Genomic DNA, 23662 nt, shown 5'->3' with positions numbered 1-23662 from the left:
CGGGTGCGGGCTTTCGGTCAGCGCCATGAGTATTTCTGGAAGGGTGAAGGAGTAGCTATGCGCATCGAGGTCAGCCGGGACGTGTTTCGACTGGCGCAAGTCTTCACGATCTCCCGGGGCTCGCGCACCGAGGCGCACGTGCTGACGGTTCGGGTGTCGGATGGCGCGCATCAGGGCTGGGGGGAATGTGTGCCCTATGCGCGCTATGGCGAGACGCTCGACAGTGTGACGGCGGAGATCGAAGCGCTGCCGGAGGGCGTCACGCGGGCGGGGCTCTGCGATCTTTTGCCTGCGGGTGCGGCGCGGAATGCGGTGGACTGTGCGCTATGGGATCTGGAGGCGAAACGGGCGGGCAAACGCGCGTGGGAGCTGGCCGGGTTGCCTGCGCCCGGGCCGGAGATCACCGCTTATACGCTGTCTCTGGATACGCCTGAGAAGATGCAGGCGCAGGCCGCGGCCAATGCGCATCGACCCCTGCTCAAGATCAAGCTGGGCACGCCGGATGACATGCCACGGCTCGAGGCCGTGCGCGCAGGCGCGCCGGAGGCGCGGATCATCGTGGATGCGAATGAGGGGTGGTCCGCGGAGGTTTATGCGGATCTCGCGCCGCATCTGGTGCGGCTGGGCGTTAGGCTGGTGGAGCAGCCGCTGCCCGCGGGGGAGGATGAGGCGCTGATCGGGCTGGAGCGGCCGGTGCCGGTCTGCGCCGATGAGAGCTGTCATGATCGGGCGAGCCTTGCGGCGCTGAAGGGCAAATATGATGTGGTGAACATCAAGCTCGACAAGACCGGTGGGCTGACCGAGGCGCTGGCGCTGCGCGATGCGGCGCGGGCCGGTGGGTATGGCGTGATGGTGGGATGCATGGTCGGCTCGAGCCTGGCTATGGCGCCTGCGACACTGGTGGCGCAGGGGGCGTGGGTCACCGATCTTGACGGGCCGCTGCTGCTGGCTGAAGATCGCGATCCGCCGCTGGTCTTTGATGAAGAGGGCGTGCATCCGCCCGACGCCGTACTCTGGGGCTAGGTCCCGCTGTTTCTATGCGTCTTCGACGACCTGTGTTCGCGCAGAACGACAATGCTCTCGAAGCCGCTGATCGCCGGATCGTAGAAGTGGTTCTCGGTGAAGGCGGCGTAGGCCTCCATTGAAGCGCAGCGAACCATCAGCACGAAATCCGCAGGGCCGGTCACGTGGAAGATCTGGTCGACCTCGGGCAGAGCCAGCAGCTTTTGCCGCAGCCGGTCGAGCGCATCTCGCCCCCCGCGGCGGAGCGTTAGCAATGACAGCACGGCGATCTGCTGACCAAGCAACTCGGGCGACACAACGGCCACCTCGCGCTCGATCGCGCCGGTTTGGCGCAGCCGTTGCACGCGACGAAGACAACTGGCCGGGGACAGGCCGACCTGTTCGGCGAGCGCTTCGCCGGTCTGGCGGCAGTCGATCTGCAGAAGTGCCAGTAGACGTTTGTCGAAGTCGTCGATGTCCTGCATCCTGTCTCTTGAGTTCATCATTATTGCGGAAGTTTTGCACATGGTGAGAAAGCTCGCAATGTTCTCGCAATTCATGAGGGATTTTCGCAAATCCTGATCACTGAGACCGGCTAGGCTGACCTTCATCAATCAGACAGATGGAGTTGTTTCATGGCAGGTTTTCACACCCTCAATCAGATCCTCGATCGCCGCCACCGACGGTTGCGCAGGCGGGCGACGCGCCTGATGCTGGCGGGGCTGCCGGACCACGTGCAGCGAGATATTGGCGTGACCCGTTCTGGTGCTCCATTCGATTCCCGCCGATGGCCTGAGCAGTGACGAGCCGAGGCGTGTCTATCGACCGAAGATGCGCCGGTTTGGCGTTGACCTTTGCCCGCCTTGCAGTGCAGTGATGCAGGCGAATGTCCCTGTGGGGCAGTGGCGGGGAAAGGAGCAACACCCATGCGCACGGTTTACCTGAATGGCGAGTATATGCCGGAAAACGAAGCCTCTGTGTCGATCTTTGATCGCGGGTTTCTGATGGCGGATGGCGTCTATGAGGTCACCTCGGTGCTGGACGGCAAGCTGATCGACTTCGACGGCCATGCAGTGCGGCTGGAGCGGTCACTGCGCGAGCTGGATATGAAGAGCCCGATCAGCAAGGAGGACCTGCTGGAGGTGCATCGCGAGCTGGTGCGAGCGAACGGCATCGAGGAAGGCATGATCTATCTGCAGATCACCCGGGGCGCGCCGGGCGACCGGGATTTCGTCTTCCCCGACCCCGAGACGACCGAGCCGACGATTGTGCTCTTCACCCAGAACAAGCCCGGGCTGGCGGACAGCCCCGCGGCGAAAAAGGGCATGAAGGTCATCAGCATCGAAGACATCCGCTGGGGCCGCCGCGATATCAAGACGGTGCAACTGCTCTACCCGTCGATGGGCAAGATGATGGCAAAAAAGGCCGGGGCTGATGACGCCTGGATGATCGAGGATGGGTTTGTCACCGAAGGCACGAGCAACAACGCCTACATCGTGAAGGGCAATAAGATCATCACGCGGGCGCTGTCAAACGACATCCTGCATGGGATCACGCGGGCGGCTGTTCTGCGGTTTGCGCAGGAGGCGCAGATGGAGGTGGAAGAGCGCAACTTCACCATCGATGAGGCGAAGGAGGCGGATGAAGCCTTCATCACCTCGGCCAGCACCTTCGTGATGCCGGTGGTGGAGATTGACGGTGTAGCCCTGGGCGAGGGAGTGCCGGGGCGTGTGGCGCCGCGGCTGCGTGAGATTTACCTCGAAGAGAGCCTGAAAGCGGCGGTCTAGACCACAAGGGCAGGCGCTCAGCCCTTGCCAACGTTCTCCTCGAACGCGGTTTTGAAGGCCTCTTGCTGGGCGCCCGTCGCCTCGGTCTGGTAGTTGGCTTTCCACTCGGCCATCGTCATGCCGTAGAAGTGCTCGCGCGCCTCGTCCTTGCTCATCTCGATGCCCTTTTCGGCAGCGGCTTCCTGGTACCAGCGGCTGAGGCAATTGCGGCAGAACCCGGCGAGGTTCATCATGTCGATGTTCTGCACATCGGTGCGGTCTTCCATCAGGTGCTTTTGCAGGCGACGGAAGGCGGCGGCCTGAAGTTCGATCTCGGTCTGGGTGGGCATAGGCAAGCTCCTGCGCTGTTTGTCCTCAAGATTGGGTGCGCCCCGGGTGGTGTCAACCGCGCGGGATGCTTGCGACTTGGGCAAGGTGCGTGTCATCAAGGTGTTATTATCGCGCTTCAGGATCAGCGGAGTTGCCCACGGCGGCATCATGCGACATAACGTGCGCAAAATCGTTAGCGGTAACACGCCAAGGGGGACGACAGGACAATGAGACGCACGCGCAATGTAAAGATCGTGGCCACGCTGGGCCCTGCCTCGGAGACCTACGAGACGATCCACGCGCTGCATATGGCCGGGGCCGACGTGTTCCGCCTCAACATGAGCCACGGCAGTCACGAGGAAATCCGCGAGAAGCACAAGATCATCCGTCAGATCGAAGAGGACACGGGCGGCAGCATCTGTATCCTGGCCGACCTGCAGGGGCCGAAGCTGCGCGTGGGTGTTTTTGCCAGTGAAGACGGCGAGATGCTGGAGGAGGGCGCGTCTTTCCGCATGGACCTCGATGAGGCCGACGGAGACAGAACGCGCGTCTGCCTGCCGCATCCGGAGATTTTCGAAGCGCTTGAGCCGGGGGCGACGCTGCTGGTCAATGACGGCAAGATCCGCCTCAAGGTCGAGGACTGTGGGCCGGACTTTGCCAATTGCACGGTGGTTGCGGGGGGTGTGATCTCGAACCGCAAGGGCGTGAACGTGCCCGATGTTGTGCTGCCACTGGCGGCGCTGTCGGACAAGGACCGCAAGGATCTTGAGTTTGTCTGTGAGCTGGGTGTCGACTGGCTCGCGCTCAGCTTCGTTCAGCGTCCAGATGACGTGCTGGAAGCCTCGGACCTCGCCAATGGCCGCGCGGCGATCCTCAGCAAGATCGAGAAACCGGCGGCGGTGAAGAATTTTGATGAAATCCTCAAGGTCAGCGACGGGATCATGGTGGCGCGGGGCGATCTGGGCGTGGAACTGCCGGTGCAAAACGTGCCGCCGATCCAAAAACGCCTCGTGCGCCAGTGTCGCCGGGCGGCCAAGCCGGTTATCGTGGCAACCCAGATGATGGAGAGCATGATCGAGAGCCCGATGCCGACCCGCGCCGAGGTGTCCGACGTGGCGACGGCGATCTATGAGGGTGCCGATGCGGTGATGCTCTCCGCCGAGTCCGCGGCGGGCGCATACCCGGTGGAAGCGGTGACCACCATGAACAACGTGGCCACCGAGGTCGAGCTTGACCCCACCTACACGCAGATCATCGAAGCCTCGCGCGAGACGCGCGGCATCACCGTCGCTGACGGGATCGTGGCCGCCGCACGGGAAATCGCCGAGAAGACCGAGATCAAGGTGATCTGTTGCTTTTCCCAGAGCGGAACCACCGCCGCGCTCACCGCGCGTGAACGGCCGCGCGTGCCGATCCTTGCAATGACGCCGCTGCGCAGCACCGCGCGGCGCCTCACCTTGAGCTGGGGCATCAACTGCGTGATGACGGACAAGCTCGACCGCTTCAAGCTCGCCGTTGTGGCCTCGGCCCGGGCGGCAACGCGGCAAGGCTATGCCGAACAGACCGATCAGATTGTGGTGACGGCGGGTGTGCCTTTCAACGTGCCCGGGAGCACGAATATCCTCAGGGTTGCGCCCTGTGACGAACGTTTGATTTTCAGCACCGATCCAGAGTAGTCTACCGCCCGGGGGAGAAACGGGAAGGTGTGGCCATGGAAGCCGACACGGCGATGGTGCTGGGCATCATCATTGGGGTATTTTCGCTGATTTCGATCTTTTCGGCGCTTGTCGACCGGCGCCCGCCGCGCGCCTCGGCGATCACGGTGCTGATCGCCACGGGTCTGGTCGTCTATGCGGCCAGCACGTCGCCTGTGGGCTATACGGTTGCGTCCCTGCCCAAGACCTTCGTGAATGTGGTGGTGAATCTGCTGCCCTGAGGGCGCATCTTCTCTTGCCAAGCTGACGGCAACCTCCTATACGGCGGCTTCCTAACCGCTCGACCGGCTCATGTGGCATGCCGAGTCGGGCTGAAACCGACCCAAGATCAGGAGACGGAAATGCCCAAGATGAAGACAAAATCGAGCGCCAAGAAGCGCTTCAAGGTGACGGCCACCGGCAAGGTGATGGCTGGTCAGGCTGGCAAACGCCACGGGATGATCAAGCGGACACGCAAGTTCATTCGGGATGCGCGCGGGACAACAACCCTGTCCGCGCCGGATGCCAAAATCGTCAAGGGCTTCATGCCCTACGACCGCTGATCAAGGAGAGCCAATATGTCCCGAGTTAAAGGTGGAACCGTCACCCACGCCCGTCACAAGAAGGTCATCAAGGCCGCCAAAGGCTATTATGGCCGCCGCAAGAGCACCTTCAAGGTCGCGCGCCAGGCCGTCGACAAGGCCAACCAATACGCGACCCGTGACCGCAAGAACCGCAAGCGCAACTTCCGCGCGCTGTGGATTCAGCGGATCAACGCCGCGGTGCGCAGCCATGACGAAGCGCTGACCTACAGCCGCTTTATCAACGGCCTGAACCTGGCCGGCATCGAAGTCGACCGCAAGGTGCTGGCCGATCTGGCCGTGCACGAGCCCGAAGCCTTCGGCGCGATCGTGAAACAGGCGCAGGACGCGCTGGCCGCCTGAAGCGCTAGAGTGTGAGACAGCAGGAAAGCCGCTCCGATAGGGGGCGGCTTTTTCATGTCTGGCGGTCGGGTCTTGAGCGCGCGCGCGCACGTGGTACAACCGCGACACCCGAACAGATGCGAAGGCGCGATGGCGGCGACAGGCAGCACCCTCTCGAAAAATGATGAGCAGGCCGGTCTGAAGGACCGGGTTGTCAGCGCGCTCATCATCGGGATCATCCGCTTATTGACGCTGTTGCCTTATCGCCGCCGGGTGCCAGCGAGCGGCTGGGTGCTCTCCAATGTCGTCGGGCCGCTGATCGGGTACCGCCAGCGCGTGCGCGACAACCTCAGCCTGATTTTCCCCGAGATGCCGGTGGAGGAGAAAGAGCGGCTCGCCCGCGCGGTGCCGAACCACATTGGACGCACGCTCGCCGAGCTTTTCTCGCCCAAGGACTTGGTGAAGACGGCTGCGGACACGCCGGTCACCGGGGATGGCATCGCGGCGTTGGAGGAGGCCCGGCAGGCCGGTCGCCCGATCATCCTGGTATCGGGCCACTTCGGCAACTACGACATCGCGCGCTCTGTATTGATCCAGCGCGGGCATCAGGTCGGTGGGCTCTACCGCGCGATGAACTACCGGGGGTTTAACGATTTCTACGTCTCCCGTATCGCGCAGGTGGGCACGCCGCTCTTTCTGCGCGGACGGCGCGGCATGGGCGAGATGGTGAAGTTCCTCAAGGCAGGCAATGCGATTGCGCTGCTGATCGATCAGCATATGTCGGCCGGAGCACCGCTCACGTTCTTCGGCCATACCGCCTACACGGCGCTCTCAGCGGCGGAACTGGCGCTGCGGTACGATGCCCTGCTGATGCCGTGCTACGCAGTGCGCCAGTCTGACGGGCTGAGTTTCGAGGTGGTGATCGAGGCACCGGTCGCCCACAGCACGCCGGAAGAGATGACGCAGGCGCTGAATGACAGTCTGGAGGCGCAGGTTCGGGCCCATATGGCGCAATGGCTGTGGGTGCACCGCCGGTGGAAGTCTCAAGGCGCTGAGATTTGAGGCGCGTCGCCCGCAGGCAAGGCCCGGGCGCAGCCCGGGCCTTGCCTGCGGGCGCCTCTCCGGGGATAACCGGATCAAGCAAGTGACAAACGGGGAGCATGACCATGTGGACGAAACTGACAGGCGCGGTGCTGGGATCGGTCCTGATCGCAGGCGCGGCAGCAGCGCAAAGCTGCAGTGACGGCAAGACACTGAGCGACGGCAAGCTGACCATCGCCACCGGCAACCCCGCCTATTACCCTTGGGTCATCGATGACGCGCCCGAGAGTGGCCAGGGTTTCGAGGCCGCCGTGGCCTACGCGCTGGCCGCCGAGATGGGCTTTGCCGCGGAAGATGTGGTCTGGACCCGCACCTCCTTCGATCAGGCGATCCAGCCCGGCGCGAAGGATTTCGACCTCAACATGCAGCAGTTCTCGATCACGCCCGAGCGTGACAAGGTCGTCGACTTTTCCGAGCCCTATTACACCGCGCCCATGGCCGTTCTGGTCCGCGGCGGAGGGGACCTGAGCGCCAGCCTCGAGGTGTTGAAAGGTCTGAAGTGGGGTGTCGTGGCCTCGACCACCGCGCTGCCAATGATTACCGACACGATCCAACCCAGCGCCAGCCCGCTGGTCTATGACGACAATGCCAATGTGGTGGAAGCGATGAAGGCCGGACAGGTCGATGCGGCGCTGTTCGATCTGCCAACGGCGCTCTACCTTTCGGCTGTTGTGCTGGAAGGGGGGCAGGTGCTTGGGCAGTTCGCGCCCGACGAATCCGCCAACCCCGACCATTTCGGCGCGCTGATGACCGACGGCAACCCTTTGAAGGAATGCGTCGATGCGGCACTTGCGGCGATGAAATCGGACGGGTCGCTGGCGGCCATTGAGGCGGAGTGGTTGCAAGAGGCCACTGGCGTGCCGCTGATCGAGTAGGCGGGTGAACCGCCGACAGGCATATGAGGCGGCAGAGCGGCGGCGCGCGCTGACCGTCGCCGCCCTCAGCACTGTCGGTGTCATCACGGCGATCGTGCTGCTTGTCCCGCTGGCGCCGGGCTGGCCAGCCGTGCGGGCAAGCTTCTTTGACGGCGCGGTCTTCGCGCAGACGTTCCCGACGCTGTTGCGCGCCTTCCTGATCGACGTGATGATCTTCGCCTGGTCCGTGCCGTTGATCCTCGGCCTTGGGCTGGCGATTGCGCTCGCCCGGGGCGCGCGGGCGCCTGCGCTCTTCCCGCTGAGGATTTTCGGCGCGGTCTATGTGGATGTGTTTCGCGGTGTGCCGGTGGTGCTGACGATCTACCTGATCGGCTTTGGCGTGCCGGGCCTCGGCCTGCCACGCCCGTGGAATTCGCCCTATATCTGGGGCACCGTAGCGTTGGTGCTGACCTATTCGGCGTACATCGCCGAGGTGCTGCGCTCCGGCATCGAAAGTATCCACGCCAGCCAGCGCAACGCCGCGATCTGCCTTGGCCTCAGCGAGCGCGACACGATGCGCTATGTAATCCTGCCGCAAGCGATCCGCCGCGTAGTCCCGGCAAACATGAACATGCTGGTGGCTTTGCAGAAAGACGTGGCCCTGCTGTCTTTCATTGGCCCCGTGGAAATTCTGCGGCAGGCGGGCATCTACAAGAGCTTGCTTGCGAATTTCACGCCCTACGTGGTCGCCGCCGTCATCTTCCTCGCCATCACCGTGCCCGCCACCCGCTATGCGGACCATCTGCTGAACAAGGACCGCGATGCACGATCCTAAGCTGTCCTTGCGCGGGGTTCAGAAGGCCTTCGGTGACAATGCGGTGCTGCGCGGCATTGATCTGGATGTAGATGCCGGCGAGATGGTGTGCCTGATCGGTGCGTCGGGGTCCGGCAAGTCGACCTTGCTGCGCTGTATCAACCAGTTGGAGCCGATTGATGACGGGGTCGTACTGCTTGACGGGCAGGATATCTCGGAGCCCGGTCTCGATCTGGGAGCGGTGCGGCGTCGGATCGGGATTGTCTTTCAGTCCTACAATCTCTTCCCGCATATGTCGGCGCTTGAGAACGTGCTGCTCGCACCGCGGCGGGTGCTGCAGCGTGATATCACCGCCGAGGCTCAGGCGCTCTTTGAGCGGTTCGGTCTGGCCCAGCACATGCGCAAGTACCCCGATCAGCTCTCCGGTGGGCAGCAACAGCGGGTCGCGGTGATCCGGGCGCTGGCGATGCAGCCGGAGATCATGCTTTTCGACGAGATCACGGCCGCGCTCGATCCGGAGCTGGTGGGAGAGGTGCTGAACGTCCTGCGCCAGCTGCGCACCGAAGGGATGACGATGATCCTGGCGACGCATGAGATGGGGTTCGCGCGCGAGTTGGCGGATCGGGTGTGTTTCATGGACGGCGGCGTGATCGTCGAGCAGGGCGCACCCGAACAGATTTTCAGCGCCCCAAAAGTTCCGCGAACACAGGCGTTTCTGCGATCGGTCCTGCGGTGATCTAGCCGAGGTCCGGCAGGAAGCCCGAGAGGGCTGTCAAAACCGCCTGCGGTGCTTCGAGCTGTGGCAGATGGCCGACCCCGGGCAAGGTCTCGAACCGGTCCTGACCGATGAGCTCGAAGAGCGCTCGGCCGCGCGCAATCGGGATCCACGGATCGTCCTCGCCCCAGACCACCATGGTCGGGCACCTGATTAGGCTGAACAGCGGTTCCACCTCTGCCGTGTAGCGCTCGTCGGCCTGGGCGAACTGCCGGTAAAAGCTGTCGGCGCCATCTTCGGTCACCCAGGGGGCGACAAGTTGGCCCACATCGTCTTCGCTGATGCCGCTTGCGAGCGCGCCGCGAATGTAGGCCTCGACGATGGCCTTGTGGATATGCGGCGGCAGGCCCTGGAATGCCGCCACGTGACGGCCCACATGGTCGAAGAAGGCCGAGCCCCAGGGGCGCATGGCGACCACATTCATAAGCACGTAGCGCTCGAAATCGCAGCCGTGCAGCAGGTGCGCACGCAGGGTCGTGGCACCCCCGAAATCATGGGCGATGACGGTCGGGCGGTTGAGGCCCCAGTGGTCGAGCATCTCGGCGAAGATCGCACCCTGCACGTCGAGAGAGGTCCGCTGGTCGGCGTGTTTCTCTGATCGCCCATAGCCGGGCATGTCGTACCAGTGCACCTGATGGGTTCTGGCCAGCGCCGGAATGATCCGGTGCCAGGCAAAAGAGGACCACGGCCAGCCATGCGCGAGCACCAGGTCCGGTCCCTCACCGCACCGGCCCGCGGCGACCTGCCCCGCGGCGGTCTGATAGCTTTCGGTCAACTGCCAGTCTGACATGGATCACCGCTCGTACTCGATTGCTTGACAGACCTAGCAAGTCCGCCGCGCCTTGCCCAGCCGGGGCAGCGTGGCCATGGGCTCCCCGTCACCACCGGCGCCTTGCAATCGGCGGGCATTCTGCTAGCACCTGCGCACGCAAGACGAACGAGGCAGAGATGGACGATCTCAAGCAGAAATACCTGGGCCAGATCGCCGATGCAGGCGACGAAGCCGGGCTGGAAGCCATCCGGCTCGCCGCCGTAGGCAAGAAGGGTGAGGTTGCGCTCAAGATGCGCGAGCTTGGCAAGATGACCCCTGAGGAACGGCAGGTCGCGGGCCCGGCGTTGAATGCCTTGAAAGACGAGATCAATTCGGCGCTGGCCGCCAAAAAGGCGGCCCTCGCGGACGCGGCGCTCGATGCGCGGCTCCGCGAGGAGTGGCTGGATGTCACGCTGCCAGCCCGCAGCCGCCCGCGCGGTACGATCCACCCGATCAGCCAGGTCACCGAAGAGGTCACGGCGATCTTTGCGGAAATGGGGTTCAGCGTGGCCGAAGGCCCCCGGATCGACACGGATTGGTACAACTTCGACGCGCTGAACATTCCCGGCCACCATCCTGCGCGGGCCGAGATGGACACCTTCTATATGCACCGCGAGGCGGGCGACAACCGGCCGCCGCATGTGTTGCGCACCCATACTTCGCCGGTGCAGATCCGTTCGATGGAGACCATGGGTGCCCCGATGCGCATCATCTGCCCGGGCGGCGTCTATCGTGCGGACTATGACCAAACCCACACGCCAATGTTCCACCAGGTCGAAGGGCTGGCGATTGACCAGGATATCTCCATGGCCAATCTGAAATGGGTGTTGGAGGAATTCGTGAAAGCCTTTTTCGAGGTCGATGGTGTCGATCTGCGCTTCCGCGCCTCGCACTTCCCCTTCACCGAGCCATCGGCCGAGGTCGACATCCGCTGCTCCTGGGAGGGCGGCACGCTCAAGGTGGGCGAGGGCGACGATTGGCTTGAAATCCTTGGCTCGGGCATGGTGCATCCCAAGGTGCTCAAGGCGGGCGGGATCGACCCTGACAGCTGGCAGGGCTTTGCCTTCGGTATGGGAATCGACCGGATCGCGATGCTGAAATACGGCATCCCCGATCTGCGTGCCTTTTTCGATTCCGACCTGCGGTGGCTGCGCCATTATGGCTTTGCCAGCCTGGACCAACCGACACTTCATGGCGGCCTGAGTCGCTAGGCGTCGACGTCACGGGAAAACCGTGCTATGATTCCCGCTATGGTAGAGGAAGAGCAAACACCCGACCGGGGCTCGCGCGTTTTGCTTGTGGCCGTCATGCTGTGCCTGATCGTCGTGGCGCATGTGTTCATGTGGTTCTCTGACATGCCGCGCGACCTGAAGATTGTCTTCACCGTTCTAAACGCTGCGGGGTGGACAATCGTGCTTGCACCGATCCTGCTGGTGGACCGCTGGCTGGCGACCATCCAGGCGGGCGGGGGTGAGGAAGAGGCCGAGGGCCAGAACCCCTGAGGCGACAGGTTACGCGGACGTGATGTGACAGCGCGCCCGTGCTGCGTAAAGTGCGGCCATGATCTTGCGTTGTCTTGCCCTGCTGTGCTGTCTGGTCCTTGCACAAACCGCCTCTGCCATGGGGCCGTCGAAAGCGCCCTGCGTGGAGCAGGTACCTTGCGTGCTCGGAGATCGCACGTATCACGTGAAGCTCCCGGATGGGTGGGACGGCACGTCGCCGCTGCCGGTGATGCTGCACTTCCACGGCTGGCAGCGCACGGGGGCTCTGCCGGTGCGCCACCAACGGATCGCTGGTGCCACGCGGCGGCGCGGTGTCTTGCTATTGGCCCCGACCGGGCTGCGCAAGACATGGGACTTCTGGGACAGCGAGACCGATGACGTGGCGTTCGCCGCCGCGGTGCTCGAAGACGCAGCGCGGCGCTATCCGATTGATCCGGAGCGCATCTATATCTCGGGCTACTCCTTCGGTTCGGCCATGGCCTGGCGGTTCGTGTGCGAAAACGGCGATGGCGTCGCAGCGCTGCTGGCCGTGGCCGGTACGTTGCGACAGGCGGAGGAGTGTCCGCAGGCCCCGCGCGAGGTTCGGCATGTGCATGGCACGGCGGATACGGTGATGGACTTCCCCGTCGGGCCGGGCGGGGATGAAACCTATCCCGTGGCGCTCTGGCGGGATCATTTCGGCTGTGCCGATGGCGTCATGCAGGGGCCGTGGAGCGCCCGAGAGTTCCTGACCTTCCAGCGCACCACCTGGGAGTGTGACGGAGGCCGGGTGAGCCTTGATCTGCATCCCAGCGGGCACTTCATCCCGCACGGCTGGTTCGCGCGTCAGCTCGACGAGTTGCTGGGGTTGCCGCCCTCCTATCCATAGGCGCAGCAATGGCTTTCCCCCCGCGGTGCTTTCCGCTATCAGGGCGCGGACTTGATTTGCCCCCGGTGACGACCCATGAAATTCACGCTCTCCTGGTTGAAAGACCATCTCGACACCTCTGCAACGCTGGATGAGATAACCTATGCGCTGACCGACCTCGGGCTTGAGGTCGAAGGCGTCGAGGACCGGGGTGCGCGGCTGCGGGATTTTATCATCGGCTATGTGAAGTCGGCTGAGAAACACCCCGATGCGGACCGGCTGCGCGTCTGCCAGGTCGAGACTGACGAGGGTGTGAAGCAGATCATCTGCGGCGCGCCTAACGCGCGCGAAGGCATCACCGTGGTTGTGGCCAAACCGGGTGTCTACGTGCCGGGCATCGATACGACCATCGGCGTGGGCAAGATCCGGGGCATCGAGAGCTTCGGCATGATGGCCTCAGAGCGCGAGATGGAGCTCTCCGACGAGCATGATGGCATCATCGAGCTGCCCTCGGGCGAGGTGGGCCAGTCTTTCGTGGCTTGGCTGACCGAGAACGACCCGGCGAAGGTCGATCCGGTGATCGAGATCGCCATCACGCCGAACCGACCCGATGCGCTTGGTGTGCGAGGGATTGCGCGTGATCTGGCCGCGCGCGGGCTCGGCAAGCTGAAAAAGCGGGACGTCGAGGCGGTTGAGGGCACCTTCCCCTGTCCGGTCAGCGTGACCATCGACGGGGACACGCTGGAGCAATGCCCAGTGTTCTATGGCCGTGTGATCCGTGGTGTGACCAATGGACCGAGCCCGGCCTGGCTGCAGGATCGCCTCCGGGCGATCGGCCTGCGCCCGATCTCCTTCCTCGTCGATGTCACAAACTTCTTCACCTACGACCGCAACCGCCCGCTGCACGTTTTCGATGCCGATAAGATCGCGGGTCATGCGCTGCGGATCCACAGGGCGCAGGGGGGCGAGAGCCTGACGGCGCTAGACGAGAAGGAATACACCTTCGATGAGGGCATGACCCTGATCTCGGATGACAATGGTGTCGAGAGCATCGGTGGCGTGATGGGCGGTATGGCCTCGGGCTGTACCGAAGAGACTACAAACGTGTTCCTCGAGGCCGCTTACTTTGACCCGATCCGAACCGCCTATACGGGCCGCGCGCTCAAGATCAATTCCGATGCGCGCTATCGCTTCGAGCGGGGCATCGACCCGGCCTGGACGCCTTACGGTATCGAACATGCCACGCGGATGATCCTCGATCATGCGGGCGGCGAGGCCTCTGAGGTGATTGTCGCAGGCAAGATCCCCGAGACCGACCGCGCCTACAAGCTGGATGCGGCGCGCGTGCGCTCGCTCGTGGGCATGGATATTCCCGAAAGCGAACAGCGCCAGACGCTGACCTCGCTGGGCTTCATGCTCGAAGGCAACATGGCCCATGTGCCGAGCTGGCGCCCGGACGTGCAGGGCGAGGCGGATCTGGTTGAGGAGGTGGCGCGTGTGGCCTCTCTCACCAAGCTTGAGGGCAAGCCGCTGCCGCGCATCACCGAAGGGGTGCCAAAGCCGATCCTGTCGCCGATGCAGCGCCGCGAGGCCATCGCGCGTCGCACTTGTGCCGCGCTCGGCTACAACGAATGCGTGACCTACACCTTCATCGATCAGGCGTCGGCAGCGCTCTTTGGCGGCGGATCGGATGCCACCAAGCTGGACAACCCGATCAGCAGCGACATGAGCCACATGCGCCCGGCATTGTTGCCAGGGCTGCTGCAGGCCGCGGCGCGCAATCAGGCGCGGGGCTTCAGCGATCTGGCGCTCTTCGAGGTCGGCCCTGCCTTCCATGGCGGCGAGCCGGGCGAGCAGCATGCGCTGGTCAGCGCCTTGCTGGTCGGTCGTACCGGGCCGAAGGATGTGCTGGGTGCGTCTCGCACGGTCGATGTTTTCGACGTGAAGGCCGATGCCGAGGCGGTGCTCGCCGCACTCGGTGCGCCTGCGAAGGTGCAAATCCTGCGCGGTGCGGCGGAGTGGTGGCACCCGGGACGGCACGGTATGATCTGTCTTGGCCCCAAGAAGGTGCTCGGCATCTTCGGCGAGGTGCATCCCCGCGTGCTTGAGGCGATGGATGTGAAGGGCCCGGCGATGGCCTTCACCCTCTGGCCCGCCGAAGTGCCCATGCCGCGCAAGACGGGGGCAACCCGCCCGGCACTCGAGATCTCCGATCTGCAGGCGGTCGAGCGTGACTTTGCCTTTGTGGTCGATGCAGAGGTCGAGGCGCTGACGCTGGTCAATGCGGCCCTGGGCGCGGACAAGGCGCTGATCGAAGACGTGCGTGTCTTTGACGAATTCATCGGGGGTAGCCTTGGGGAGGGTAAGAAATCTCTCGCATTGACTGTCCGGATGCAGCCGGTGGACGAAACGCTCAAAGACAAGGACATCGAAGCGGTGAGCGCCAAGGTGGTCGAGAAGGTCAGCAAGGCGACCGGAGCTGTTCTGCGCGGATAGGGCGGGACAGCGCGGGCGCACGCCCTATCTGACGTCCAACGCAGAAAGAGGAGGAGAACGCGATGACCCTGAAGGTTTATCTGTCGGGCGAAATTCATACCGACTGGCGGGATCAGATCATGTCGGGCGCCGAGGGGCTGGATGTGCAGTTCGACAGCCCGGTGACCGACCACGCGGCGAGCGACGACTGCGGTGTCGTGATCCTCGGGGCTGAGCCGAACAAGTACTGGCACGACCATAAGGGCGCGATGGTCAACGCGATCCGCACCCGCAAGGGGATCGCCGAAGCAGATGTGGTCGTCGTGCGGTTCGGCGACCAGTACAAGCAGTGGAACGCGGCCTTCGATGCGGGCTATGCCGCCGCCCTTGGCAAGTCGCTGATCATCCTGCACGGGCCCGATCATGCCCATGCGCTGAAGGAGGTGGATGCGGCTGCGCTGGCGGTGGCGGAGGACCCGGCCCAAGTGGTGCAGATCCTCCGTTATGTGCTGACAGGAAGGCTTCCGTCCTGACCCTGCGCAACGGGGTGGCCTGACGCAAACCCCGGACCGCAGCAGGTACGGTGGGCTTTCAGGCCACCGCCTCGCCCAGTGTCACGCCGGTTCGCGCGGTGGGATCTGCAGGCCCTTGGCAACCGCCGGGCGCTCCAGGAACCGGTCGAGATAGGCGACGACATTGGCGTAGTCGAAGAAGTCGACCGCCTCTTTGGCGCCGTAGAAGTCCAGCGCGCGCAGCCACGGAGCGATTGCGATATCAGCGATCGAATAGTCTCCGGCGATCCAGGTCTTGCCCTCCAACGCGCCATCAAGCACGCTCAGCAGCCGTTTGGCTTCGTTGATGTAACGCTGCTGCGGGCGCTTATCTTCCCATTCGGAGCCCGCGAACTTGTAGAAGAAGCCCAGCTGTCCAAACATCGGCCCAAGCCCGCCCATCTGGAACATCACCCACTGGATGATCTGGGCCTTCTCGGCAGCATTCGTGCCGATCAGCTTGCCCGATTTCTCGGCCAGATAGATCAGGATCGCCCCGCTCTCAAAGAGCGGCAGCGGCGTGCCCTCCGGACCATTTGGGTCGATGATGGCGGGGATCTTGTTGTTGGGATTGAGCGACAAAAACTCCGGGCTCCTCACATCGGCATCGGCCAGCGTGACCGTGTGCGCCTCATAGGGGATGCCCATTTCCTCAAGTGCGATGGAGACCTTCACCCCGTTTGGGGTCGGGAAGGAATAGAGCTGCAAGACGCTCGGGTCCTTGGCGGGCCATTTGCTGTTGATCTCGAAGCTGGACACATCGGCCATCTCGGCACTCCTCATTTTGGTTGTGGGTGCAAGCTAGGCGGAATTCCCCGCAAAAACAGTCTCGTTTGCGCGCAGCGATGTGTTAACAAATGCACAAGGTGGCCGGAGTCGTGAAACGGATCGCCGGAAAAACAGTGTGAGGGACACCAATGATCAACGAATTCAAGGATTTCATCGCCAAGGGCAATGTCATGGACATGGCCGTGGGCATCATTATCGGGGCCGCGTTTACCGCGATTGTCACGTCGCTGGTCGGCGATCTGATCAACCCGATCATCGCGCTCTTCACCGGCGGGATCGACTTCTCGGGCTGGTTCTACGTGATGGGCGAGGAAAGTTTTGCTTCCATTGAAACGGCGACCGAAGCGGGTGTTCCGGTCTTTGCCGTGGGCAAGTTTGTGATGGCGGTGATAAATTTCCTGATCGTGGCCTTCGTGGTCTTCCTGCTGGTTAAGATGGTCAACCGGATCAAGGATGCGGCGACCGAGGAAGAAGAGGCCGCGCCGGAAGAGCCTGCAGGCCCCAGCGAGCTGGATGTGCTGCTCGAGATCAGAGACGCGTTGAAGAAGTCGGGCTGAGCCCCGAGCCATTCGGATGCCAGAGCCCGCGTCGCAGATGGCGCGGGCTTTTACATGTCTGGCTCAGGTTCTGCTGCGAGCAGCGTTTTCAGCACCGGGTGCGGGAAGCTGCGCTGCACCGTGACCGCATAGAAGCTTTCCATGATGCCGAGATCGAAGGGCGCGGTTTGAAGGCGGCCCGAGGCGATCTCGTCGGCCAGCACAACCGATGGCGCGATGGCGAGGCCCGCGTTGTCGCGCGCCAGCAAGCGAACCATGGCCATATCGTCGACCTCTGCCACGACGCGCGGCGTGATTCCGAGCCGCGCGATCAGCCCGTCAAAGCCGCTGCGGATCGCGTTGTCCGTGGGCAGGATGATGAGCTCGGCCACCAGCATCTCGCGCAAGGTGCTGTGGGCCATGCGCTCCGGCGCCCCGTGCAGAGCCACGGGCTGATCCGCGATGCGCTGTGCCGTCATGTCCGCACCGAAGGTGCTGTGCGGCACTTCCGTGGTCAGCACCACATCAAGCGCGAGGGATTTCAGCCCGTCAAAGAGCACGCTGTCGCTGCCCGATTTCAGGATGATGCGCATGTCCGGCTGCCCGAGCACAGGGCGCAGGAACCGCAGCTGGAAATTGCGCGAGAGCGTCGAGAGCGCGCCAACCCGCAGCGGTGGCACGGTGCCGCCGGTTTGCTGCAAGGTGTCGAGCAGCTCCTGCCCGGTGCCGAAGATCCGGTCGGCGTGATCGAGCGCGATACGCCCCACCTCGGTCAGCACAAGTTGCCGCCCGACGCGGTCGAACAACGCATGGCCCAGTCGGTCCTCCAGCGTGCGGATCTGGGTGGAGAGCGCTGATTGCGACAGGTTCACCCGCGCGGCGGTGCGCGTCAGGTTTCCATCATGTGCCACTTCCCGGAAATAGCGCAGGTGGTGATAGTTCAACGTATCCATAGTTCTTAAATATAGAACGAATAATCCCAAAAGATATATTTTTCTTTCCACCTGGCCTGCGCCATATGGCTGGGAAGCTGCGCGAAGGAGAGTGCCATGGATATCATCGTCGAGATTGCCACAACGATTTTGGCTCAAATGCAAAAGCCGACCCTGGCGTTTCTGCTAGGGGGCATGATGCTGGCTGCTCTGGGCAGCAAGCTGGAGGTGCCGGACCCGGTCTACAAGTTCATCGTGATGCTGTTGCTGTTGAAGGTGGGCCTTGGCGCTGGGATTTCGGTGCGCGAGGCGGATGTGATCGCGCTCGCTGTTCCCGCCATTTTTGCCGCAGCGCTTGGCGTGGCGATTGTGCTTCTCGGCGGGACCACTTTGGCGCGATGGCGCGGCGTGTCGCGGATGGACGGGATGGCGACGGCGGGGCTCTTCGGTGCGGTGTCCGCCTCGACACTGGCGGCTGGCATGGCGATGCTCGACGCGGAAAGCATCTCTTACGAGGGCTTCATTGGCGCACTCTATCCTTTCATGGATGTCGCGGCACTGGTCACGGCGATTGTGCTGGCACGGATGAGTGCAGAGCGGCGTGCGGCAAACAACGTCCAGTCCGGCGGGACCGTGACCGTGGGCGGCGGCGGCAGCGGCGGCGGATTTGACAGCGACATGGTGAAGGGCATCCTGGTCGACACCTTCCGCAGCCCCGCCATCTCGGCACTGGTGCTTGGCATCGCCATCGGCCTCTTCGCGCGGCCCGAGGCGGTCTATGAGAGCTTCTATGAGCCGCTCTTCCGGGGTCTCTTGTCGGTATTGATGCTCGTCATGGGGATGGAGGCGTGGTCGCGGCTGTCAGAGTTGCGCAAGGTGGCGCATGCCTATGTGCTCTACGGTCTGACCGCACCGATCGTGCACGGGATGATGGGCTTTGGTCTGGGCCTCGTGGCGCATCACCTGACCGGGTTCTCGGGTGGCGGTGTTGTTCTACTGGCGATCATGGCGGCCTCCAGCTCGGATATCTCTGGCCCGCCGACGATGCGCGGTGCGCTGCCAGAGGCGAACCCCTCGGCCTATATCGGCGCCTCGACCGGGCTGGGTACACCTGTCGCTATCCTGAGCATCCCGCTCTTCATGGCGCTGGTCGAGGTGACCATCGGGCTTTGAGCCAGGCGCTCAGACCTTTGCAGACCCGGGCCAGAGCGGCCCGGGTTTTTTGTATGAACTCAGAGCAAGGTGATGGAGGTCTGCCCGGAGCCCGTCCGCAGGGCATGGGTGTCGGCCAGATCTGGATCTGCGCGCCAGTGCTCGGCGCCCTCGCGCGTCTCGAACTCCAGCACGACGGCCATTTGGGGCGTAGCGATGTCTCCTTCCAGCACGGTTGGAGTGGCGGAGGCTTGCAACACCTTGCCGCCGTGCTTGGCAAGCGCGTCGCCTGCTTTTTCGCGGTAGGCGGCGAGCTTGTCGGGGTTGGTCACGTCGAGTGTGACAAAGGCGTATGCGGGCATGGGGGTCTCCTTTTCTGTTGAACGCCCTCGACCTAGGCAACAGATCTGCCACCGAAAACCGCTCAACAATGCGCCTCTCATGTGCAAAAATGATCGGATGAGTTTGAACTGGAACGATTTGCGCTTTGTGCTCGAGACCGTGCGGCATGGCGGGCTGAGCGGTGCCGCGCGGGCGCTGAAGGTCAACCATGCCACCGTCTCGCGCCGGATTGCGGCGGCGGAGGCGGCGATGGGCACGCGATTGTTTGATCGCGCGCCTGCGGGGTACCGACCCACTGACGCAGGCCTGGAGGCGGCGCAGATCGCCGAGCAGATGGAGGCCAAGAGCCATGATCTCAGCCGTAGCCTGATTGCGCGCGATCAGGTGCTGGGCGGCAGCCTCACCGTGACGGCGCCGCAGCTGCTGGTAGACCGGTTGCTGGCACCGATTCTGCGGGAGTTCAAGGAGAGCTACCCGTTGATTGACCTCTCGGTGATCGCGGCCAACCGGACCTTGAACCTCGCCGCGCATGAAGCGGATGTGGCGTTTCGCATTTCCGACACGCCGGGTGAGACGCTGGTCGGTCGGCGCGCGACCGAGCAAGCCGCCGCGGCCTATATCGCAACCGATCTCGCAGACAGGATGCGGCGGGATCCGGCGCGCCCCCTCGACTGGATACGGTTTGCGCATTGGCCGGGGCCGCCGGACGCGCTGAAAGAGGCTTGGCCGAACCGACGGGTGACGCTGACCGTGGACGACATGTATGCCGCCCTTGCCGGGGTGCGCTGCGGGCTGGGGGCCACACGGATGCCCTGTTTCATCGGCGACACCGAGCCAGGGCTGGAACGCCTGTCGGGTGTGCCGCTCTTTCCCTACCGGCCGATCTGGATCCTGACCCACGCCGATCTGCGCAGCACCCGCAAGGTCACGACCTTCACCAGCTTTGCCGCGCAGAAGATCAACGCGATGCGCCCCCTCTTTGAGGGGCGCACGCGCGAGACGCCGCTCAGCCTTTGACGGCGACGTTGGGGGCGATCACGTCGATGCCGAGCGCCTTGCCCACCGCGTAGTAGGTAAGCTGACCGGCGTGTACGTTCAGACCGTTCATCAGGTGCGGATCGTCGAGGCAGGCCTGCCGCCACCCCTTGTCGGCGAGCGCCAGCATGAAAGGCATGGTCGCATTGCCAAGCGCAATCGTTGACGTCCGAGCCACGGCTCCGGGCATGTTCGCCACGCAGTAGTGCATGATGCCGTCCACATCGTAGATCGGGTCCTGATGTGTGGTGGCCTTCGAGGTCTCGAAGCAGCCGCCCTGATCAATGGCCACATCGACGAGGGCGGCGCCGGGCTTGAGCTCGGCCAGTTGCGCGCGGCTGATCAGCTTGGGGGCTGCCGCGCCAGGGATCAGCACAGCGCCGATGATCATGTCGGCGGTTTGCGCCAGTTCGATGGTGTTGCCCGCCGAAGCGTAGGAGGTCTTGAAGGTGCCGCCGAAGACATCGTCGAGATAGCGCAGGCGGGCCAGCGAGCGGTCGAGCACGGTGACATCTGCGCCCATGCCCGCCGCAATCTTGGCGGCATGGGTGCCGACGACACCGCCGCCGATGACGACAACACGCGCCGGACCCACGCCGGGCACGCCGCCCATCAGCACGCCGCGCCCGCCGTTGGCCTTTTGCAGGGTCCAGGCGCCCACTTGCGGCGCCAGACGACCGGCGACCTCGGACATGGGTGCGAGCAGGGGCAGGCCGCCGCGGTCATCAGTGACTGTCTCGTAAGCGATGCAGGTGGCGCCTGAGGCAAGCAGGTCATGGGTCTGCTCGGGGTCCGGCGCGAGGTGCAGATAGGTGAAGAGCAGCTGGCCTTCGCGCAGCATCTTACGCTCGCCTGCTTGGGGCTCCTTCACCTTCACGATCATGTCGGCGGTTGCGAAAATCTCTTCCGCCGTGTCGATGATGATCGCGCCAGCGGCGACGTAATCTGCGTCCTCGAAGCCTGCGCCCGTGCCGGCGCCCGCCTGAATGCGAACGTCATGGCCATGGGTGACAGCCTCGCGCGCGGCATTGGGTGTCATGCCGACGCGGAATTCCTGCGGTTTGATCTCTGTCGGACATCCGATAATCATGGGGGCTCTCCTCCACCAAAGGTTTGTGCAGGAGATACCGCGATCTTAGCGCAATGTTGCACCAAAGATGGCTCGCCAATTGGCGTATCTTCCGAATATACAGGCGTGATGATGTCATATGGCAGGAGATTTTTGCGCAAATGAGCCTGGATGCAACAGATCGGCGGATTCTGACCGCGCTGCAACGCAAAGGTCGCATGGCGAATGCCGAGTTGAGCGAGGCCGTCAACCTCTCTGCCTCCGCCTGTCACCGGCGGGTGCAGCGGCTGGAGAAAGAGGGCTACATTCGCGATTATGTCGCCCTGCTGGATGCACGCAAGATGGGCGTGCCGACCACCGTCTTCGTCGAGATCACATTACAGGGGCAGGCGGATGAGGTGCTTGATGCATTCGAGAAGGCGGTGCGGCGCATTCCGGACGTGCTGGAATGCCACCTGATGGCGGGCACGGCGGACTACCTGTTGAAGGTGGTCGCCGAAAACACCGAGGATTTTGCGCGCATTCACCGCCAGTATCTGGCGCGGCTTCCAGGGGTCGGGCAGATGCAGTCGAGCTTTGCGCTGCGGACGGTGTTCAAGACCACGGCGCTGCCAGTGACCTGAGGGATTGGGTGCGGCCCGCCCGCGAAGGCAGGCCGCGGTGGGATCAGGCGAGGCAGTCCCAGTCTTCGATGAACTGGAAGCCGGAGCCGCCGTCATCCGCTGTGTCGTCCTGGGCCAGCATCATGTCATCGTCGCCCATGTCGTCGCCGTCGTCGGACCCGCTGAACAGGTCGTCGAAGAGCGCGTTCACATCGAAGGTCACCGTTTGCGGTTCGTCACCGCCGTTCCAGGTGAAGGTGAACTCTTCGTCGAAGAGCGCCGCAAAGAAGCCGGTGACGAAGAATTGCAGCTGCGCAAAGGTGTCGCTGTCGAGTTCGCCCAAAGGATTGTCATCTTCATCGGGCGTGTCGGGGTCGGGGGTGGGAGCTTCGGGCTCCGGCGCCTCTGCGATTGGTCCGTCGGGCGCGGGCATGTCTGGTGTCTCCGGCTCAGGGTCCGGCGCTTCGGCGATCGGGTCTTCCGGCTCTTCGGGATCTTCAGGCTCAGGTGCCTCCGCGATGGGTTCTTCCGGTTCTTCCGGCTCGGGCTCGGGGGCCTCTGCGACCGGCTCGTCAGGCGCCTCCGCGATTGGGTCCTCGGGGTCTTCGGGCTCTGGCGCTTCAGCTATCGGTTCTTCCGGCTCTTCCGGCTCGGGCTCGGGCGCTTCGGCGATGGGGTCCTCCGTCTCCTCCGGTTCCGCATCGGGGGTCTCCGCCACGGGTGCGTCGGTATCGGTGTCAGGGTCCGCCTGTGGATCTGGTGTATCATCCACATCTTCGGGCGATGTCGCTGCGTCGCCGTCAATCTGCAACTCGGCGTCCGTCGCGGCGAAATTCTGCGTGACCATCACCGCGTCAAAACCGTTGAAGTCGCCCACCTCGATGCCGAGACCGACAACCTCGAAATCCGGGTTCAGAATGTTGGCACGGTGCCCGGGGCTGTTCATGAGGCTGTTGTGCAGGTCCTCGACGTCATCGGCGAGGCCGGGTGCACCGCGCTCGCTCTGGTAGGCGATGTTCTCGCCCCAGGTCCAGTTGCCTTCAAAGTCGAAATTGGCATCGCGCATGCGGTCACCTGCGCTGCTGCCGCCTTCGCCCGTGTGCGAAAATCGGTTCTCCTCCAGCATCCACTGGCTGTGGTCCTCGCTGCTGTCGTTGAGCCGAAGCTCAAGCTCGACCGGGTCGAGGTCGCGCGATGTGCGTTCCTCGTTGATGAGGTCGAGCATCTGCCGTTCTAAGTCGCTTGCGCGTGACATGGTATTCTCCTTGATCGGTGGTGTCAGCGTGCAGATCGCTAGAACCTCGAAGAAGTCGGTTGATAGAGTCGCCACCGTATGCCTGCTTTTTCAGCAACAATGAGCAAGAATGCCGGGTGGCCGACAGCAGAAAGATGCCGCGTCCACGCGCGTGCGGCAGGGCGGGCGCGACCGGCAAGAACCCGCGGCTTTTATGTGCATAAGATCGAGCTGCCCTGAAACGACAAACCCCCGCACGGGCGCGCCATGCGGGGGTTCGTATTCAAATCAGCCTGTGGGCGAGGTGCTTAGAGCATGCCTTCGCGTTGGGCTTTCTTGCGTGCCAGCTTACGGGCACGGCGGATCGCTTCAGCTTTCTCGCGCGCTTTTTTCTCGGACGGCTTCTCGAAATGTTGCTTGAGCTTCATCTCGCGGAAGACACCCTCACGCTGCAGCTTTTTCTTCAGGGCACGAAGCGCCTGATCGACGTTGTTGTCGCGAACACTAACCTGCATGTGGTTTTCAC

The 23662-nt window shown here is 63.5% G+C and carries 29 protein-coding genes; 20 read left to right on the top strand and 9 right to left on the bottom strand.

Translation table 11 applies throughout. The features are described 5' to 3' along the window. Window positions 1-57: 57 nt before the first annotated feature. Window positions 58-1023 (top strand): N-acetyl-D-Glu racemase DgcA, encoded by a 966-nt coding sequence (gene dgcA / locus ACVC7O_RS18265; RefSeq protein ID WP_458323547.1) that lies wholly within the window; start codon window positions 58-60, stop codon window positions 1021-1023. Here the strand turns inward: dgcA and ACVC7O_RS18260 are convergent. Then, window positions 1020-1487, bottom strand: coding sequence for an Lrp/AsnC family transcriptional regulator (locus ACVC7O_RS18260; RefSeq protein WP_458323546.1), 468 nt, complete (start codon window positions 1485-1487; stop codon window positions 1020-1022). The genes dgcA and ACVC7O_RS18260 overlap by 4 nt on opposite strands. 150 nt (window positions 1488-1637) lie before the next feature. Here ACVC7O_RS18260 and ACVC7O_RS18255 point away from each other — a divergent pair, with 150 nt between their 5' ends. Then, a complete protein-coding gene (locus tag ACVC7O_RS18255) occupies window positions 1638-1805 on the top strand; it encodes a DUF1127 domain-containing protein (protein WP_458323545.1) in 168 nt (55 codons plus the stop codon). 123 nt (window positions 1806-1928) lie between these two features. Beyond that, the gene (locus ACVC7O_RS18250; protein ID WP_458323544.1) at window positions 1929-2789 is read left to right on the top strand and encodes a D-amino-acid transaminase; all 861 of its coding nucleotides are present in this window, start codon (window positions 1929-1931) and stop codon (window positions 2787-2789) included. A gap of 17 nt (window positions 2790-2806) precedes the next feature. On the opposite strand, the gene ACVC7O_RS18245 is transcribed toward ACVC7O_RS18250, so the two are convergent. Continuing rightward, window positions 2807-3118: a DUF1244 domain-containing protein gene (locus ACVC7O_RS18245; protein ID WP_458323543.1), complete on the bottom strand. Its 312-nt coding sequence runs from the start codon at window positions 3116-3118 to the stop codon at window positions 2807-2809. A gap of 207 nt (window positions 3119-3325) precedes the next feature. On the opposite strand from ACVC7O_RS18245, the gene pyk reads away from it, so the two are divergent. The 8 genes from pyk (at window position 3326) to ACVC7O_RS18205 (ending at window position 9220) form a co-directional block, all read left to right on the top strand. Beyond that, window positions 3326-4774, top strand: coding sequence for a pyruvate kinase (gene pyk, locus ACVC7O_RS18240; protein WP_458323542.1), 1449 nt, complete (start codon window positions 3326-3328; stop codon window positions 4772-4774). Window positions 4775-4809: 35 nt separating this feature from the next. Continuing rightward, a complete protein-coding gene (locus ACVC7O_RS18235) occupies window positions 4810-5034 on the top strand; it encodes a hypothetical protein (protein ID WP_458323541.1) in 225 nt (74 codons plus the stop codon). Window positions 5035-5154: 120 nt separating this feature from the next. Continuing rightward, window positions 5155-5355, top strand: coding sequence for a 50S ribosomal protein L35 (rpmI, locus tag ACVC7O_RS18230; protein ID WP_027263382.1), 201 nt, complete (start codon window positions 5155-5157; stop codon window positions 5353-5355). Between the two features lie 15 nt (window positions 5356-5370). Next, on the top strand, window positions 5371-5736 hold the full coding sequence (rplT, locus tag ACVC7O_RS18225) for a 50S ribosomal protein L20 (RefSeq protein WP_153217418.1): 366 nt from the start codon (window positions 5371-5373) through the stop codon (window positions 5734-5736). 129 nt (window positions 5737-5865) lie between these two features. Then, on the top strand, window positions 5866-6777 hold the full coding sequence (locus tag ACVC7O_RS18220) for a lysophospholipid acyltransferase family protein (RefSeq protein ID WP_458323540.1): 912 nt from the start codon (window positions 5866-5868) through the stop codon (window positions 6775-6777). A gap of 104 nt (window positions 6778-6881) precedes the next feature. After that, window positions 6882-7691 carry an ABC transporter substrate-binding protein gene (locus tag ACVC7O_RS18215; RefSeq protein ID WP_458323539.1) on the top strand — a complete coding sequence of 270 codons (810 nt, stop codon included), beginning with the start codon at window positions 6882-6884 and terminating at the stop codon, window positions 7689-7691. Between the two features lie 4 nt (window positions 7692-7695). Then, entirely contained in the window at window positions 7696-8505 is an 810-nt protein-coding gene (locus tag ACVC7O_RS18210) for an amino acid ABC transporter permease (protein WP_458323538.1), read from the top strand. Beyond that, the gene (locus ACVC7O_RS18205; protein WP_458323537.1) at window positions 8492-9220 is read left to right on the top strand and encodes an amino acid ABC transporter ATP-binding protein; all 729 of its coding nucleotides are present in this window, start codon (window positions 8492-8494) and stop codon (window positions 9218-9220) included. The genes ACVC7O_RS18210 and ACVC7O_RS18205 overlap by 14 nt, the downstream gene beginning before the upstream one ends. Window position 9221: 1 nt before the next feature. Here ACVC7O_RS18205 and ACVC7O_RS18200 read toward each other — a convergent pair whose 3' ends face one another. Then, window positions 9222-10049 carry an alpha/beta fold hydrolase gene (locus ACVC7O_RS18200; protein WP_458323536.1) on the bottom strand — a complete coding sequence of 276 codons (828 nt, stop codon included), beginning with the start codon at window positions 10047-10049 and terminating at the stop codon, window positions 9222-9224. 158 nt (window positions 10050-10207) lie between these two features. Here ACVC7O_RS18200 and pheS point away from each other — a divergent pair, with 158 nt between their 5' ends. The 5 genes from pheS to ACVC7O_RS18175 all read left to right on the top strand — a co-directional run bounded on the left by pheS (window position 10208) and on the right by ACVC7O_RS18175 (window position 15427). Continuing rightward, entirely contained in the window at window positions 10208-11281 is a 1074-nt protein-coding gene (pheS, locus tag ACVC7O_RS18195) for a phenylalanine--tRNA ligase subunit alpha (protein ID WP_458323535.1), read from the top strand. A gap of 39 nt (window positions 11282-11320) precedes the next feature. Beyond that, complete coding sequence (locus ACVC7O_RS18190) at window positions 11321-11572, top strand: hypothetical protein (RefSeq protein ID WP_458323534.1); 252 nt, start codon at window positions 11321-11323, stop codon at window positions 11570-11572. Window positions 11573-11630: 58 nt separating this feature from the next. Next, a complete protein-coding gene (locus tag ACVC7O_RS18185) occupies window positions 11631-12440 on the top strand; it encodes an alpha/beta hydrolase family esterase (protein ID WP_458323533.1) in 810 nt (269 codons plus the stop codon). Between the two features lie 75 nt (window positions 12441-12515). Further along, the gene (gene pheT / locus ACVC7O_RS18180) at window positions 12516-14915 is read left to right on the top strand and encodes a phenylalanine--tRNA ligase subunit beta (RefSeq protein WP_458323532.1); all 2400 of its coding nucleotides are present in this window, start codon (window positions 12516-12518) and stop codon (window positions 14913-14915) included. A gap of 62 nt (window positions 14916-14977) precedes the next feature. Continuing rightward, complete coding sequence (locus ACVC7O_RS18175; protein ID WP_458323531.1) at window positions 14978-15427, top strand: YtoQ family protein; 450 nt, start codon at window positions 14978-14980, stop codon at window positions 15425-15427. An 81-nt stretch (window positions 15428-15508) separates the two neighbouring features. On the opposite strand, the gene ACVC7O_RS18170 is transcribed toward ACVC7O_RS18175, so the two are convergent. Then, window positions 15509-16213 carry a glutathione S-transferase family protein gene (locus ACVC7O_RS18170; RefSeq protein ID WP_458323530.1) on the bottom strand — a complete coding sequence of 235 codons (705 nt, stop codon included), beginning with the start codon at window positions 16211-16213 and terminating at the stop codon, window positions 15509-15511. Window positions 16214-16362: 149 nt separating this feature from the next. Here ACVC7O_RS18170 and mscL point away from each other — a divergent pair, with 149 nt between their 5' ends. Continuing rightward, window positions 16363-16791, top strand: a complete 429-nt coding sequence (gene mscL / locus ACVC7O_RS18165) for a large conductance mechanosensitive channel protein MscL (RefSeq protein ID WP_458323529.1) — start codon at window positions 16363-16365, stop codon at window positions 16789-16791. A 50-nt stretch (window positions 16792-16841) separates the two neighbouring features. Here the strand turns inward: mscL and ACVC7O_RS18160 are convergent, their stop codons facing one another. Next, a complete protein-coding gene (locus tag ACVC7O_RS18160; protein WP_458323528.1) occupies window positions 16842-17723 on the bottom strand; it encodes a LysR family transcriptional regulator in 882 nt (293 codons plus the stop codon). Between the two features lie 96 nt (window positions 17724-17819). Here ACVC7O_RS18160 and ACVC7O_RS18155 point away from each other — a divergent pair, with 96 nt between their 5' ends. Continuing rightward, complete coding sequence (locus ACVC7O_RS18155) at window positions 17820-18875, top strand: sodium-dependent bicarbonate transport family permease (RefSeq protein WP_458323527.1); 1056 nt, start codon at window positions 17820-17822, stop codon at window positions 18873-18875. A 59-nt stretch (window positions 18876-18934) separates the two neighbouring features. Here the strand turns inward: ACVC7O_RS18155 and ACVC7O_RS18150 are convergent, their stop codons facing one another. After that, window positions 18935-19216 carry a DUF1330 domain-containing protein gene (locus tag ACVC7O_RS18150; protein WP_458323526.1) on the bottom strand — a complete coding sequence of 94 codons (282 nt, stop codon included), beginning with the start codon at window positions 19214-19216 and terminating at the stop codon, window positions 18935-18937. Window positions 19217-19313: 97 nt separating this feature from the next. Between ACVC7O_RS18150 and ACVC7O_RS18145 the strand changes: the two genes are divergently transcribed. Next, complete coding sequence (locus tag ACVC7O_RS18145) at window positions 19314-20213, top strand: LysR family transcriptional regulator (protein WP_458323525.1); 900 nt, start codon at window positions 19314-19316, stop codon at window positions 20211-20213. On the opposite strand, the gene ald is transcribed toward ACVC7O_RS18145, so the two are convergent. Further along, a complete protein-coding gene (gene ald / locus ACVC7O_RS18140) occupies window positions 20203-21321 on the bottom strand; it encodes an alanine dehydrogenase (RefSeq protein WP_458323524.1) in 1119 nt (372 codons plus the stop codon). The two genes, ACVC7O_RS18145 and ald, sit on opposite strands and share 11 nt — an antisense overlap. A 140-nt stretch (window positions 21322-21461) precedes the next feature. Here ald and ACVC7O_RS18135 point away from each other — a divergent pair, with 140 nt between their 5' ends. After that, complete coding sequence (locus tag ACVC7O_RS18135; protein ID WP_458323523.1) at window positions 21462-21923, top strand: Lrp/AsnC family transcriptional regulator; 462 nt, start codon at window positions 21462-21464, stop codon at window positions 21921-21923. Between the two features lie 43 nt (window positions 21924-21966). On the opposite strand, the gene ACVC7O_RS18130 is transcribed toward ACVC7O_RS18135, so the two are convergent. Beyond that, window positions 21967-23232: a CAP domain-containing protein gene (locus ACVC7O_RS18130; protein ID WP_458323522.1), complete on the bottom strand. Its 1266-nt coding sequence runs from the start codon at window positions 23230-23232 to the stop codon at window positions 21967-21969. Window positions 23233-23444: 212 nt separating this feature from the next. Further along, a complete protein-coding gene (rpsU, locus tag ACVC7O_RS18125) occupies window positions 23445-23651 on the bottom strand; it encodes a 30S ribosomal protein S21 (RefSeq protein WP_008207378.1) in 207 nt (68 codons plus the stop codon). Between the last annotated feature and the right edge of the window lie 11 nt (window positions 23652-23662).

The organism is Roseobacter cerffii, from assembly GCF_054226325.1.
The sequence above is the reverse complement of the archived record's forward strand: the minus strand, read 5'-3'. Positions and strand labels throughout refer to the sequence as shown.

Coding starts and splice junctions, on each gene's coding strand:
- pyk (WP_458323542.1), top strand. CDS start 3,326: ATGAGACGCACGCGCAATGTAAAGATCGTGGCCACGCTGGGCCCTGCC.
- ACVC7O_RS18250 (WP_458323544.1), top strand. CDS start 1,929: ATGCGCACGGTTTACCTGAATGGCGAGTATATGCCGGAAAACGAAGCC.
- ACVC7O_RS18170 (WP_458323530.1), bottom strand. CDS start 16,213: ATGGCCGATGTGTCCAGCTTCGAGATCAACAGCAAATGGCCCGCCAAG.
- ACVC7O_RS18235 (WP_458323541.1), top strand. CDS start 4,810: ATGGAAGCCGACACGGCGATGGTGCTGGGCATCATCATTGGGGTATTT.
- ald (WP_458323524.1), bottom strand. CDS start 21,321: ATGATTATCGGATGTCCGACAGAGATCAAACCGCAGGAATTCCGCGTC.
- dgcA (WP_458323547.1), top strand. CDS start 58: ATGCGCATCGAGGTCAGCCGGGACGTGTTTCGACTGGCGCAAGTCTTC.
- mscL (WP_458323529.1), top strand. CDS start 16,363: ATGATCAACGAATTCAAGGATTTCATCGCCAAGGGCAATGTCATGGAC.
- ACVC7O_RS18150 (WP_458323526.1), bottom strand. CDS start 19,216: ATGCCCGCATACGCCTTTGTCACACTCGACGTGACCAACCCCGACAAG.
- ACVC7O_RS18205 (WP_458323537.1), top strand. CDS start 8,492: ATGCACGATCCTAAGCTGTCCTTGCGCGGGGTTCAGAAGGCCTTCGGT.
- rpmI (WP_027263382.1), top strand. CDS start 5,155: ATGCCCAAGATGAAGACAAAATCGAGCGCCAAGAAGCGCTTCAAGGTG.
- pheT (WP_458323532.1), top strand. CDS start 12,516: ATGAAATTCACGCTCTCCTGGTTGAAAGACCATCTCGACACCTCTGCA.
- ACVC7O_RS18185 (WP_458323533.1), top strand. CDS start 11,631: ATGATCTTGCGTTGTCTTGCCCTGCTGTGCTGTCTGGTCCTTGCACAA.
- ACVC7O_RS18160 (WP_458323528.1), bottom strand. CDS start 17,723: ATGGATACGTTGAACTATCACCACCTGCGCTATTTCCGGGAAGTGGCA.
- pheS (WP_458323535.1), top strand. CDS start 10,208: ATGGACGATCTCAAGCAGAAATACCTGGGCCAGATCGCCGATGCAGGC.
- ACVC7O_RS18200 (WP_458323536.1), bottom strand. CDS start 10,049: ATGTCAGACTGGCAGTTGACCGAAAGCTATCAGACCGCCGCGGGGCAG.
- ACVC7O_RS18245 (WP_458323543.1), bottom strand. CDS start 3,118: ATGCCCACCCAGACCGAGATCGAACTTCAGGCCGCCGCCTTCCGTCGC.
- rpsU (WP_008207378.1), bottom strand. CDS start 23,651: ATGCAGGTTAGTGTTCGCGACAACAACGTCGATCAGGCGCTTCGTGCC.
- ACVC7O_RS18145 (WP_458323525.1), top strand. CDS start 19,314: ATGAGTTTGAACTGGAACGATTTGCGCTTTGTGCTCGAGACCGTGCGG.
- ACVC7O_RS18190 (WP_458323534.1), top strand. CDS start 11,321: ATGGTAGAGGAAGAGCAAACACCCGACCGGGGCTCGCGCGTTTTGCTT.
- ACVC7O_RS18260 (WP_458323546.1), bottom strand. CDS start 1,487: ATGCAGGACATCGACGACTTCGACAAACGTCTACTGGCACTTCTGCAG.
- rplT (WP_153217418.1), top strand. CDS start 5,371: ATGTCCCGAGTTAAAGGTGGAACCGTCACCCACGCCCGTCACAAGAAG.
- ACVC7O_RS18215 (WP_458323539.1), top strand. CDS start 6,882: ATGTGGACGAAACTGACAGGCGCGGTGCTGGGATCGGTCCTGATCGCA.
- ACVC7O_RS18175 (WP_458323531.1), top strand. CDS start 14,978: ATGACCCTGAAGGTTTATCTGTCGGGCGAAATTCATACCGACTGGCGG.
- ACVC7O_RS18220 (WP_458323540.1), top strand. CDS start 5,866: ATGGCGGCGACAGGCAGCACCCTCTCGAAAAATGATGAGCAGGCCGGT.
- ACVC7O_RS18155 (WP_458323527.1), top strand. CDS start 17,820: ATGGATATCATCGTCGAGATTGCCACAACGATTTTGGCTCAAATGCAA.
- ACVC7O_RS18135 (WP_458323523.1), top strand. CDS start 21,462: ATGAGCCTGGATGCAACAGATCGGCGGATTCTGACCGCGCTGCAACGC.
- ACVC7O_RS18255 (WP_458323545.1), top strand. CDS start 1,638: ATGGCAGGTTTTCACACCCTCAATCAGATCCTCGATCGCCGCCACCGA.